The following is a 12,106-nucleotide window of genomic DNA, read 5'->3' on the forward strand; positions in this document are numbered from 1 at the left end:
GCCGCCGGATATCCGTCGTCCGTCAGTTCGCGCATCAGTAACCTGACCCGGTGCCGCCATCAGACGTGCTGTCCCGAGCCCTGAACGACCCCGTCGACCCGCCCCTGCGGCCGCTCCCGGCGCCCGTGGCCGACCTTCTTCGCTCTCTCGACGCTCCACCGCGGTTGGCCGCCCATCTGCGTGCCGTGCACGACGTGGCGGTTCAACTGGTCGATCGGGTGGAGCGCCGGTATCCCGAACTCACCGTCGACCGCGAGGCCGTCCTGTTCGGAGCGGCCACGCACGACATCGGCAAGACGGTGCACATCGCCGAGTTGTCGGGTCCCGGCTCCTGTCATGAAGAGGCGGGGAGGCAACTGCTGTTGGCCCACGGGTTCGGCCCGGAACTCGCCCGCTTCGCCGGCACCCACGCCTCCTGGGCGGACCCCGCGGCGACACTCGAAGACCTGCTGGTGAGCACGGCGGACAAGGTCTGGAAGAACAAGCGGGTCCCAGAGCTCGAAGACCTCGTCATCTCACGGCTGGCCCGGGCGACGGGCAGGCAGCGCTGGGAGGAGTACCTGGCACTCGACGAACTCCTCGGCCACATCGGTGACGGAGCCGACCACCGACTGGCCTTCCAGGCGTCCTTCCCTGTGTACGCATAGGCCGTACCTCTTCCGATGAGCACGGCGGTGTGGACCTCTGCACGTGCAGGTCTCAGAGGTGGAACCGTCCGCGGCGGCCGCGCAGCACTGCGATCGCCGCGATCAGCAGGAGGCCGCCGACGCTGCCCGCGAGGACCGCGGTCCAGTTCGTCGCGTCGTCGTCGGACTTGGCGGCCTCGGGGCCCGGGCCGAAGTACTTCTCGCCGAAGGCCGCCGGCTGCAGGCCCTTCGGCTTGAGGGTCTCGGCCTTCTTGATGGCGGCCGCCGGGTCGATGAAGCCGTAGCCGCGGGAGTCGTCGCGGCCGTCGGCGGGGGCGTCGCGGGCCGTGTCCTCGAGGAGCTTCTTGATCTGGGCCGGGGTCAGGCCGGGGTGCGCGGCCTTGATCAGGGCCACCGCTCCCGAGACGAAGGCGGCCGCGGCGCTGGTGCCCCAGCCCTCGTAGTACTTGTGGTCGGGGTCGGCGATGACGACGTCGACGCCGGGTGCGCTGACCGTGGCGTACCAGCGGCGGGTGGAGAAGGAGGCGCGGGTGCCGTAGCGGTCGACGGCGGTCGCGGCGATGACGCCCGGGTAGGCGGCCGGGTAGGAGATGTGGTCGCCCTTGTCGCCGCCGTTGCCTGCGGAGGCGACGACGACCGCGCCCTTCTTCAGGGCGTACTGGACGGCCTCGTCCTCGCCGGCCTCGGGGTGGGCGGACTTGGAGTCGTCGCCGAGGGAGAGGTTGATGACGTCGGCGCCATGGTCGGCGGCCCAGCGGATGCCTTCGGCGAGGGCGTTGCCGCGGGTGCTGCGGGCCTTGGCGCGGGCGGGGTCGCCGTCCTCCAGGATGACGCGGACGGGGAGGATCTTGGCCTCGGGGGCGATGCCCATGACGCCGTCGCCCTTGCCCGCGCCATGTCCGTGACCGGCGATGATGCCGGCCATGGCGGTGCCGTGCCGGGCCCAGGGGCGGTCGCCGCGCTCGGCGCCGAAGCCGACCATGTCCTTGCCTTCGAGGACGTTGCCGGCCAGGTCGGGGTGGTCGTCCTCGACGCCGGTGTCGAGGACGGCGACGGTGACGCCGGCGCCCTTGGTGGTCTGCCAGGCCTCCTGGGTGTGCATGGCGTCCAGGGCCCACTGCCGGGCGCGTATCGAGTCGGCGTGCGCGGCGGTGGGCGGCAGGAGGGCGAGGCAGGCGCCGAGGAGGACGGCGACGGGGCCGGTCCGGCGGATCGTGAAGGTCTTCATGGCGCCGCTGGTTCGGGGGGACGTGGTTGCCACGCTGCTCGTACCGGTCCTCATGACGACTGCTCCGTGGACGGGCCGACGTTCTTGCGCAGGGCGCGTTCGACGCGGTCGGCGAGGCCCTGCGCCTCGTGGCCGAGGCCGGCCTGGGCGACGGCCGTGGTGGTGTCGGACTGCATGGCCTCCTCGGCGGGCTCGGGCTCGTCGACGGTGCGGTCGTCGGCCCAGCCGGAGACGGCGTACACGACGACGGGGGCGTCGGTGAGGACGGAGACGGTCCAGGAGGCGCGCTGCTCGTCGCCGAATCCGGCGGCCAGGGTGCCCTGGACGGCGTAGGGGCGCGGCATGAGGTCGGGGCGGCGGTCCAGGTCCTCTTTGGCGAACCGGCTGTCGAGCGAGCGCATGGCGGCCGCGTCGGCCGTGGTGAAGAGCAGGCCGACGGTGGTGACGTAGCTCTCGGTGGCGTCGATGTAGGTGGCGCGCAGGAGGCGCTCGCAGCCGACGGGGGCGAGGGCCTTGCGCAGCAGCGGGTCGAAGGCGTTCGCACAGCCGCTGTCCGGGGCGACGGCGATCCGCGTCCAGGTCCGGTCGGCGCCGCCGGGGCCGGCGCCCTTGCCGATCACGGTGCGCGGGAACAGCTGGTCCACGGGGACGCTGTGCCACAGTCCCCCGGCCGCGGCGAAGGTGTCCTGCGCTCCGCCGTCCCCGGACTCGCCGACCAGCCAACTTCCGGTCACGGCCCCGCCGATGAGGCCGAGCCCGAGGACGACACAGGCGGCGGCCGCGGCGAGCCGGGGCCGGATCCGCACCCCGAGGAGGGGCCGCGGTCGTGCCCGCTCGTCGTAGCCCTCGGGCTCCCCGAACGACACGTGGGGCCGCCCGGCGCCCGGGGCACCGCCCGGCGCCATGGGGGCGCTCCAGGAGAGGGACGGGTCCGGGGCGAAGGAGGCGGAGCCGTGGCCGTTCGTGGACTGCCCGGGGACGTGGGCGGGCGCGGCAGGTGCGGGCCCGGGAGGTGCGGCGGCACCGTATCCGCTGCCCGCCGGCGCGTGCCCGGCCCCCGGCTCACGCTCGGGAGGGAGCGGGACCGATACGGCGGGCCGCGGGGGCGGCGGGGCGGAAGCGGTGTGGCGAGTGGGGTCGACGGGTGCCGGGCCGGGACGGGTGGCCGGCCGCGGAGGCATGGCGGCGGAGCCCTGCCCAGGCCCGCTGCCCGGCCGGGGAGGCGCGCCGGCCGATCCCTGCGCGGTCGACGTGCCCGCCTGGGGAGGCACGCCGAGGGAACCCGGCATGGGCGCGCCGCCCGGCCGTGAAGGCACGTCGGCGGAACCGCGCGCGGAGGCCGGCCGGGTGTCGGACTCGGGCGAGGGGTCGGCGAGGATCGGCCGGAGCCGGAAGGTGGTCTCCGCGGCGCTCTCGGCGGGGGCGCCCGTACGGCGCGGCGTCGAGGGCCGCTCGGCCTGGCGGGGCGGTATGCCGTTGGGCACTGGCTGCCCCACGGGTTCCTGGCGCAACGATCCGCCGCTCTCGGCACGCCCGGCGGTGGGCGGCGTGTCCGGGAAGCGCGCCGAGGCCCGGGGCGGTGGCGGAGGCGTGGAGGCGTCGTCTCCGGAGGCCGGGACGCGCGGCTGGGGGGTGTGGGGCGACGTACCTGACATTCCGGACGGACTCGACGGATCGGATGCACTGGATGTGCCGGACGGGAGGGGAGTGGAGCTCGCCGGGGAGTCCGGCATCACACCCGGCCCACCCTGCGCGGATCCCTCCGGCGCCGGGCCCGGGCCGCTCGGCTGCTCGCCCTGCGTGGTGCCGGCCGGCGGGTCGGCGGGTCTCGGCGGTGTCGTCGGGCGGGGCGGGACGGCGGGCGGTGGCGGTGTCGCGGGGCGCGGAGGAATGGGGGCGCGGCGCGCTTCCGTGCTCATGCACCCCCCGTTTCCTCATGTCCGGGCCCGCTCTCGTACGCAGGCCGTCGTTCTGTGTCCCGGCTGCCCTGCCCGGCACGGAATCGTCCGACCAGGCACGCATACCCGCGCAGGCGGAGCGTCATCCCGGCGCGCCCGAGCGGCCGTGGGCGTTCCACCCATGCGTGCGCGTCACTCTACGGGTTGATGCAGGGGGAACGGGAACCAGTCCACGACCCCGCGTAAATCTGCCCGGAACGTCCCCCTACCCTGCGGTAATCCCGTCTGGCAGGCTGCGTTCATGACTGCGCGCGCCGCCGACCGGGCCCGTTACGACCGGGCCACCGCCCATCTCGAAGCCCCTCTCGCGATCGTGGACCTGGACGCCTTCGACGCCAACGCGGACGATTTGCTCCGCCGCGCCGGCGGGAAGCCGATCCGTGTCGCCAGCAAGTCCGTCCGCTGCCGGGCCCTGCTGGAGCGGGTGCTCGCCAAGGACGGGTTCGCGGGGATCATGTCCTTCACGCTGGCCGAGTCCCTGTGGCTGGCGCGCTCCGGGTTCGAGGACATCCTGCTCGCCTACCCGTCCGCGGACCGCGCCGGGTTCGCCGAGCTGGCCGGTGATCCCAAGCTCGCCTCCGCCGTCACCGTGATGATCGACGATCCGGCACAGCTCCGGTTCATCGACGACGCCCGCGACGGTGGCCGTGAAGTGGTGCGGGTCTGCCTGGAGTTGGACACCTCGCTGAAGCTGCTCGGCGGGCGCGTGCGGGTCGGCGCCCGGCGTTCGCCGCTGCACTCCCCCGCCCAGGTCGCCGACATGGCCCGGGTCGTCGCCCGACGGCCGGGGTTCGAGCTCGTCGGGATCATGGCGTACGAAGGGCACATCGCGGGGGTCGGGGACGCGGTGGCGGGGCGGCCGCTGCGGTCGCGTGCCATACGGCTGATGCAGGCCGCCGCGCGCCGGGAGCTCGCCGAGCGGCGGGCCGAGGTGGTGCGGGCGGTGCGGGCCGTGGTGCCGGGGCTGGAGTTCGTCAACGGTGGCGGGACCGGCAGTGTGCAGCACACCGCCACCGAGGACTGCGTCACCGAGATCGGGGCCGGGTCGGGTCTGTATGTCCCGCGGCTGTTCGACAACTACACGTCCTTCAGCGGGCGTCCGGCCGCGCTGTTCGCCCAGCCCGTCGTGCGTCGGCCGGGGGTCGGGGTGGTGACCGTCCTCGGGGGCGGCTACCCGGCCTCGGGTGCGGCCGGGCCCGACCGGCTGCCGGTGCCGTATCTGCCGGAGGGGCTGCGCTACGACCCCCAGGAGGGGCCCGGCGAGGTGCAGACGCCTCTGCTCGGCTCCCCCGCCGACGATCTGCTGATCGGCGACAAGGTGTGGTTCCGGCACGCCAAGGCCGGTGAGCTGTGCGAGCGGTTCGACGCGCTGCACATCGTCGAGGGCGACTCGGTGCCGGCGACCGTGCCGACGTATCGGGGCGAGGGCCGTACGTTCCTGTAGCGACGGCCCGCGCGCGGGGCGAGCGGGACGTCACCATCCCCCGAGGGCGGCGTCCCGCTCACTTCCCCGGCGCCGGGCTACAGCGGCGTGACGTACGCCCCCGAGATCCCGCCGTCCACCAGGAAGTCGGTGGCGTTGACGAAGGAGGAGTCGTCGCTGGCCAGGAAGGCGACGGCGGCGGCGATCTCCTCGGCCTCGGCGAAACGGCCGACCGGGATGTGCACCAGGCGGCGCGCGGCGCGCTCCGGGTCCTTGGCGAACAGCTCCTGCAGGAGCGGGGTGTTGACCGGTCCCGGGCACAGGGCGTTGACCCGGATGCCGTCGCGGGCGAACTGGACGCCCAGTTCGCGGGACATGGCCAGCACGCCGCCCTTGGAGGCCGTGTACGAGATCTGCGAGGTCGCCGCGCCCATCCGGGCCACGAAGGACGCCGTGTTGATGATGGAGCCCTTGCCCTGCTGCCGCATGTAGGGGATGGCGGCCTTGCAGCACAGGTAGACGGAGGTGAGGTTGACCTCCTGGACGCGCTTCCATGCCTCCAGGCCGGTCTCCAGGATGGAGTCGTCGTCGGGCGGCGAGATACCGGCGTTGTTGAAGGCGATGTCGACGCTGCCGTAGGTGTCGTACGCCGTCTTGAACAGGGCCTCGACCTGCTCGGGGTCGGTGACGTCGACCTTCACGTAGATCCCGCCGACCTCCTCGGCGGCCGCCTTGCCGCGCTGCTCGTCGACGTCGCCGCAGACGATGTGGGCGCCCTCGGAGGCGAGGCGGCGGGCGGTGGCGAGGCCGATGCCGCTGCCGGCGCCGGTGATGACGGCGGTACGGCCGACCAGGCGTCGGCAGACAATCTCTTCGGTCACTGTGCGGGGCCTTCCGTGCTGATGAAGACGTTCTTTGTTTCGGTGAAGGCGGTCAGGGCGTCCGGGCCCAGTTCGCGGCCGATGCCGGACTGCTTGAAGCCGCCGAAGGGGGTCCAGTAGCGGACGCTGGAGTGGGAGTTGACGGACAGGTTGCCGGCCCGGACCGCCTGGGAGACGCGCAGGGCGCGGCCGACGTCGCGGGTCCAGATGGAGCCGGAGAGGCCGTAGTCGGTGGCGTTGGCGAGGGCCACGGCCTCCGCCTCGTCCTCGAAGGGGAGGACGACCGCGACGGGGCCGAAGACCTCCTCGACGGCCACGCGCGCGTGCGGGTCGACGCCGGTGAGGACTGTGGGCGGGAACCAGAAGCCGGGGCCCTCGGGTGCCTTGCCGCGGATGCCCTCCAGGTCGTCGCCGACATACGAACGCACCCGCTCCAGCTGGACCTTGGAGATCAGCGGGCCCATGTCGGTCTTCTCGTCGGCCGGGTCGCCGACCGTCACCGCCTCGATCGCGGGGCTCAGCAGCTCCAGGAAGCGGTCGTAGGCGGAGCGCTGGACGAGGATGCGGGTGCGGGCGCAGCAGTCCTGACCGGAGTTGTCGAGGAAGGACATGGGCGCGGCGGCCGCGGCGGCTTCGAGGTCGGCGTCGGCAAAGACGATGTTGGGGCTCTTGCCGCCGAGTTCGAGGGTGACGCGCTTGAGGAGCGCCGAGCCCTTGGCCAGCACCTGTTTGCCCACGCCCGTGGACCCGGTGAAGACGATCTTCGCGACGCCCGGGTGCTCGACGAGGGCGTTGCCCGCGACGGGGCCGTGACCGGGCAGGACCTGGAACAGCCCCTCGGGAAGGCCCGCCTCCAGGGCGAGCTCCGCCAGGCGCAGCGCCGTCAGCGGGGTCGTCTCGGCGGGCTTGAGGATGACCGCGTTGCCGGCCGCGAGCGCAGGCGCCGTGCCCCAGGCCGCGATCGGCATCGGGAAGTTCCAGGGGGCGATGACGCCGACGACGCCGAGCGGTTCGAGGATCGTCACGTTCAGGCCGCCGGGGACCGGGATCTGACGTCCGGTCAGCCGCTCCACTCCCCCGGCCGCGTAGTCGAGCAGATCGCGGACGTTGCCCGCCTCCCAGCGGGCGTTGCCGACGGTGTGCCCGGCCTCGCGGACCTCCAACTGCGCGAGTTCCTCCAGGTGTTCGTCGACCTTGACCGCGAACCGGCGCAGCAGCCGGGCGCGTTCGCCCGGGGCGAGGGCCGCCCACCCGGACTGCGCCTTCGTGGCGTGTACGACGGCGGCGTCGACGTCGGCCGCGGTGGCGGCCGGGACGGTGGCGACGACCTCCTCGGTGGCGGGGTTCAGTACGTCCAGTACGTGCTCGGAAGACAACAAGGGCCTCACATGCGTTCGAAGGAGCGGCGCAGCTCCCAGTCGGTCACCGCGGCGTCGAAGGCGTCCAGCTCGACGCGCGCCATGTTGCGGTAGTGGGCGACGACCTCGTCGCCGAAGGCGGCCTTGGCGATCGGGCTGTTCTCCCACAGCTCGGCGGCCTCGCGCAGCGTCGTGGGGACGTGCTCGAAGTCGGCGGAGTAGGCGTTGCCGGGGCAGGGCTCGGGCAGTTCCAGCTTCTGCTCGATGCCGTAGAGGCCCGCGGCGACCAGTCCGGCGACCGCGAGGTGCGGGTTGACGTCGCCGCCGGGGAGCCGGTTCTCGAAGCGCATCGAGCGGCCGTGGCCGACGACGCGCAGGGAACAGGTGCGGTTGTCGTAGCCCCAGGCGACGGCGGTCGGGGCGAAGGAGCCCGGCTGGAACCGCTTGTAGGAGTTGATGTTGGGGGCGTAGAGGAGGGAGAAGTCACGCAGGGCGGCCAACTGTCCGGCGAGGAAGTGCCGCATGACCTCGGACATGCCGCCGGGGTCCTCGGAAGAGCCCGCCATGACGTTGTTGCCGGCGGCGTCCGCGAGGGAGAGGTGGATGTGGCAGGAGTTGCCCTCGCGCTCGTTGTACTTGGCCATGAAGGTGATCGAGACGCCCTCCTGGGCGGCGATCTCCTTGGTGCCGGTCTTGTAGATCGCGTGCTGGTCGCAGGTGACGAGGGCGTCGTCGTACTTGAACGCGATCTCGTGCTGGCCGGGGTTGCACTCGCCCTTGGCGGACTCGACGGTGAGCCCGGCGGCCCCCATCTCGTTGCGGATACGGCGGAGCAGTGGCTCGATCCGCCCGGTCCCGAGCACCGAGTAGTCGATGTTGTACTGGTTCGCCGGGGTGAGCCCCCGGTAGTTGGCGTCCCAGGCCTGCTCGTAGGTGTCCTTGAAGACGATGAACTCCAGCTCGGTGCCGACCTTGGCGGTGTACCCGAGTTCGGCGAGCCGCTCCAGCTGACGGCGCAGGATCTGGCGCGGGGCGGCCACCACCGGGGACCCGTCGTTCCAGGCGAGGTCGGCGATCAGCATGGCCGTACCGGCGTTCCAGGGGACGCGGCGGAGCGTGGCCAGGTCGGGGTGCATGGCGAAGTCGCCGTAGCCGCGGTCCCAGGAGGACATGGCGTAGCCGTCGACGGTGTTCATCTCGGTGTCGACGGCGAGGAGGTAGTTGCAGCCCTCGGTGCCGTGGTGCAGGACCTCGTCGAGGAAGAAGCGGGCGGCGAACCGCTTGCCCTGGAGCCGCCCTTGCATATCGGGGAAGGCCAGGACGACAGTGTCGATCTCACCGCCTGCGACGAGGGCGTGCAGCTCCTCGACGCTCAGCGGGGGTGTGCGGTCTGCCACGGGAGAGCCTCCATTCGGCTTACTTCGGTCAGCCGGGAGCCATAAGGTATTGCGCAGGACCATTGATTGGGAAGGGGGTCCGGCCACATGTCGCAGGCGGACACGGAGCACGGGGCGCCCGGGGCCGACGACGACCGGCTGACGTCGGTGCTGCGGCCGGTGCGGGCCGGCAACGGCTTCGAGGAGGCCCTGGAGCAGATCCTCCAGGTCGTCCGGCTCGGTCTGGTGCCGGGCGGCGAGCGGCTGCCGGCGGAGCGGGAGCTGGCCGACCGGCTGGGGATCAGCCGGGTCACGCTGCGCGAGGTGCTGAAGGTTCTGCAGGACCAGGGCCTGGTCGAGTCGCGGCGCGGGCGCTACGGCGGAACGTTCGTCCTGCCGCGCCCCGAGACGCCCGGCGAGGAGGAGTTGCGCCGCCGCCTGAAGGACGTCGACGTCGAGGACACACTGCGCTTTCGCGAGGTGCTGGAGGTGGGCGCGGCCGGGTTGTGCGCGGCGCACGGGCTGGACGAGGAGCAGGCCGACCGGCTCCGCGAGGCCCTGGCGCGCACACACGACGCCCCGCTCGCCGAGTACCGCCGCCTGGACACCCTGCTGCACCTGACGCTCGCCGAGCTGTCCGGCTCCCCCACGCTCACGGCGCAGTACGCGGCGGTACGCGCCACGGTCAACGACCTCCTCGACTGCATCCCGCTCCTCGTACGCAACCTGGAGCACTCCCAGCGTCAGCACGCCGCCCTGGTGGAGGCCGTGATCGAGGGCAACGCCGAGTGCGCGCGGGAGATCATGCGCGAGCACTGCGGGGGTACGGCGGCGCTGCTGCGGGGCTTCCTGGGCTGAGCTGTGCCGCCTCCGGGCGAGCCAAGGATTTACGGGCGATTAACGCACGGGTATTGCCTTCTCGTGGTTGACACCGCAAAGGTATGGATCCATTCCATTGAGCCGGAGCTCGGTCGACCCCACCGTGCCCGGAAATGCTCGGTGTCCGCCGCCTGTGGGGAGTTGGCCCATGTCCCTGGAATCCACGAACACACCCGCCCCGGAGGCGGACGACTACCTGGAGCGCAGAACCCTGCGCCGCGGCAGCGCCGGCTGGGTGCTGCTGACCGGTCTCGGCGTCGCGTACGTCGTCTCCGGCGACTACTCGGGCTGGAACTTCGGCCTGGCCGAGGGCGGCTTCGGCGGCCTGGCGATCGCCATGGTGCTCATGGGCGCGATGTACGCGTGCATGGTCTTCGCGCTCGCCGAACTGTCCTCGATCCTGCCGACGGCGGGCGGCGGCTACGGCTTCGCCCGCCGGGCGCTGGGCCCCTGGGGCGGCTTCCTGACCGGTACGGCGATCCTCATCGAGTACGTCCTCGCCCCCGCCGCCATCGTCATCTTCATCGGCGACTACGTCGAGTCGCTGGGCCTGTTCGGCCTGGAGTCCGGCTGGCCGGTGTACCTGGTCTGTTTCGCGATCTTCCTCGGCATCCACCTCTGGGGCGTGGGCGAGGCGCTGCGCTTCAGCTTCGTCGTCACCGGGATCGCGGTGGTCGCCCTGGTCGTGTTCGCGCTGGCGGCGCTGCCGGACTTCTCCTTCGGGTCGCTGGACGACATCCCGGTCGACACCTCGGCGGCCGGGTCGAACTCCTGGCTGCCCTTCGGCCTGCTCGGCATCTGGGCGGCGTTCCCGTTCGGCATGTGGTTCTTCCTGGGCGTCGAGGGCGTGCCGCTGGCCGCCGAGGAGACCAAGGAGCCGGCCCGTACGCTGCCGAAGGCGATCCGCTGGTCGATGGCCATTCTGGTGGTCCTGGCCGTGGTCACCTTCGTCGCGGCGGCGGGCGCACGCGGTTCGGCGGCGATCCAGGAGGCCGGCAACCCGCTGGTCGAGGCGCTCCAGCCGGACGGCGAGGCGACGACCCTGAGCCGGATCGTGAACTACGCGGGCCTGGCGGGCCTGGTGGCGTCGTTCTTCTCCCTCATCTACGCGGGCTCGCGCCAGCTGTTCGCCCTGTCCCGCGCGGGCTACCTCCCCCGCTTCCTGTCCCTCACCAGCAGCCGCAAGGCGCCCTACCTGGGCCTGCTGGTGCCCGGCACGATCGGCTTCCTGCTGGCGGCGCTGACGGGCGACGGGGCCCGGATGCTGAACATCGCGGTCTTCGGCGCGACCATCTCCTACGCGCTGATGTCCCTGTCCCACATCGTGCTGCGTCGCCGCGAACCGGAACTGCCGCGGCCGTACCGTACGCCGGGAGGCGTGGTGACCTCCTCGGTCGCCCTGGTGCTGGCCTGTGCGGCGCTGGTGGCGACGTTCCTGGTGGACGTGACGGCGGCGGCGATCGCGCTGGTGGTGTACGTGGTGGCCATCGCCTACTTCGGCCTCTACAGCCGTAAGCACCTGGTGGCGAAGGCGCCCGAGGAGGAGTTCGCGGCGCTGGCGGCGGCCGAGGCAGAGTTGGCACGGGACTGAAGCGTCGACCGTGAATGTGAGGGAGTTGCTGTGGCCAGGCCGCTGATCGGGGTCAGCACCTATCTGGAGTCCGGGGCGCGCTGGGGGGTGTGGGAGCTGGACGCGGCACTGCTGCCGGCCGGCTATCCGCGGCTCGTGCAGCGGGCGGGCGGCCTGGCCGCGATGCTCCCGCCGGACGACCCCGCGCTCGCGGCGGCTGCCGTGGCACGGCTGGACGGGCTGGTCATCGCGGGCGGGCCCGACGTGGAGCCGGTCCGCTACGGCGCCGAGCGCGAGCCGCGGACCGGGCCGCCGGCGCGGGAGCGGGACGCGTGGGAGCTGGCGCTGATCGACGCGGCACTGGCAGCGGGGCTGCCCCTGCTCGGCATCTGCCGGGGCATGCAGCTGCTGAACGTCGCCCTCGGTGGGACGCTCGTCCAGCACATCGACGGGCACGCGGAGGCCGTGGGTGTCTTCGGCGGCCACACCGTGAAGCCGGTGCCGGGGAGTCTGTACGCCGGTGTCGTGCCGGAGGAGACCTCCGTGCCGACGTATCACCACCAGGCCGTGGACCGCCTCGGCGAGGGTCTTGTCGCGTCGGCGTACGCGGCGGACGGGACGGTGGAGGCGGTGGAACTGCCGTCGGCCGGAGGGTGGGTGTTGGGGGTGCAGTGGCATCCGGAGATGGGGGAGGACGTGCGGGTCATGCGGGGGTTGGTGCGGGCGGCTGCCGGCGGCTGACCGGGGGATTTCGCCCCCGCCGCCCCTACCCGTCCCGTCCCTGGG

Annotated in this window: 10 protein-coding genes; 5 read left to right on the plus strand and 5 right to left on the minus strand. The window is 72.7% G+C overall.

Going from position 1 to position 12,106, the window contains the following annotated elements; all coding sequences use genetic code 11:
• The first annotated feature begins 50 nt into the window (after positions 1–50).
• On the plus strand, positions 51–647 hold the full coding sequence (locus tag ABD932_RS01225) for an HD domain-containing protein (RefSeq protein ID WP_345008145.1): 597 nt from the start codon (positions 51–53) through the stop codon (positions 645–647).
• A 52-nt stretch (positions 648–699) separates the two neighbouring features.
• Here ABD932_RS01225 and mycP read toward each other — a convergent pair whose 3' ends face one another.
• Complete coding sequence (mycP, locus tag ABD932_RS01230) at positions 700–1,875, minus strand: type VII secretion-associated serine protease mycosin (protein ID WP_345008333.1); 1,176 nt, start codon at positions 1,873–1,875, stop codon at positions 700–702.
• A gap of 50 nt (positions 1,876–1,925) precedes the next feature.
• The gene (locus ABD932_RS01235) at positions 1,926–3,371 is read right to left on the minus strand and encodes a hypothetical protein (protein ID WP_345008147.1); all 1,446 of its coding nucleotides are present in this window, start codon (positions 3,369–3,371) and stop codon (positions 1,926–1,928) included.
• A 703-nt stretch (positions 3,372–4,074) separates the two neighbouring features.
• On the opposite strand from ABD932_RS01235, the gene ABD932_RS01240 reads away from it, so the two are divergent.
• Positions 4,075–5,277 carry an amino acid deaminase/aldolase gene (locus tag ABD932_RS01240; protein ID WP_345008149.1) on the plus strand — a complete coding sequence of 401 codons (1,203 nt, stop codon included), beginning with the start codon at positions 4,075–4,077 and terminating at the stop codon, positions 5,275–5,277.
• A 77-nt stretch (positions 5,278–5,354) separates the two neighbouring features.
• Here ABD932_RS01240 and ABD932_RS01245 read toward each other — a convergent pair whose 3' ends face one another.
• Genes ABD932_RS01245 through ABD932_RS01255 form a run of 3 tightly spaced genes read right to left on the minus strand, consistent with a single transcriptional unit; the run spans position 5,355 to position 8,892 of the window.
• Positions 5,355–6,137, minus strand: a complete 783-nt coding sequence (locus ABD932_RS01245; protein ID WP_345008151.1) for a 3-oxoacyl-ACP reductase — start codon at positions 6,135–6,137, stop codon at positions 5,355–5,357.
• On the minus strand, positions 6,134–7,513 hold the full coding sequence (locus ABD932_RS01250) for an aldehyde dehydrogenase family protein (RefSeq protein ID WP_345008153.1): 1,380 nt from the start codon (positions 7,511–7,513) through the stop codon (positions 6,134–6,136). The genes ABD932_RS01245 and ABD932_RS01250 overlap by 4 nt, the downstream gene beginning before the upstream one ends.
• Positions 7,514–7,521: 8 nt before the next feature.
• Entirely contained in the window at positions 7,522–8,892 is a 1,371-nt protein-coding gene (locus tag ABD932_RS01255) for a glutamine synthetase family protein (protein ID WP_345008155.1), read from the minus strand.
• Positions 8,893–8,979: 87 nt separating this feature from the next.
• Here ABD932_RS01255 and ABD932_RS01260 point away from each other — a divergent pair, with 87 nt between their 5' ends.
• The 3 genes from ABD932_RS01260 to ABD932_RS01270 all read left to right on the plus strand — a co-directional run bounded on the left by ABD932_RS01260 (position 8,980) and on the right by ABD932_RS01270 (position 12,061).
• Complete coding sequence (locus ABD932_RS01260) at positions 8,980–9,729, plus strand: FadR/GntR family transcriptional regulator (protein ID WP_250085618.1); 750 nt, start codon at positions 8,980–8,982, stop codon at positions 9,727–9,729.
• Between the two features lie 169 nt (positions 9,730–9,898).
• Complete coding sequence (gene eat / locus ABD932_RS01265; RefSeq protein WP_345008159.1) at positions 9,899–11,341, plus strand: ethanolamine permease; 1,443 nt, start codon at positions 9,899–9,901, stop codon at positions 11,339–11,341.
• Positions 11,342–11,383: 42 nt separating this feature from the next.
• Positions 11,384–12,061 (plus strand): gamma-glutamyl-gamma-aminobutyrate hydrolase family protein, encoded by a 678-nt coding sequence (locus ABD932_RS01270; protein ID WP_345008334.1) that lies wholly within the window; start codon positions 11,384–11,386, stop codon positions 12,059–12,061.
• The last annotated feature ends 45 nt before the right edge of the window (positions 12,062–12,106 follow it).

The organism is Streptomyces shaanxiensis, from assembly GCF_039537145.1.
In the GTDB taxonomy this organism is placed as follows: domain Bacteria; phylum Actinomycetota; class Actinomycetes; order Streptomycetales; family Streptomycetaceae; genus Streptomyces; species Streptomyces shaanxiensis.

Bases quoted from the DNA above. Each gene is read 5' to 3' on its own strand.
- ABD932_RS01260 (WP_250085618.1), top strand. From the start codon at position 8,980: ATGTCGCAGGCGGACACGGAGCACGGGGCGCCCGGGGCCGACGACGAC.
- mycP (WP_345008333.1), bottom strand. From the start codon at position 1,875: ATGAAGACCTTCACGATCCGCCGGACCGGCCCCGTCGCCGTCCTCCTC.
- eat (WP_345008159.1), top strand. From the start codon at position 9,899: ATGTCCCTGGAATCCACGAACACACCCGCCCCGGAGGCGGACGACTAC.
- ABD932_RS01240 (WP_345008149.1), top strand. From the start codon at position 4,075: ATGACTGCGCGCGCCGCCGACCGGGCCCGTTACGACCGGGCCACCGCC.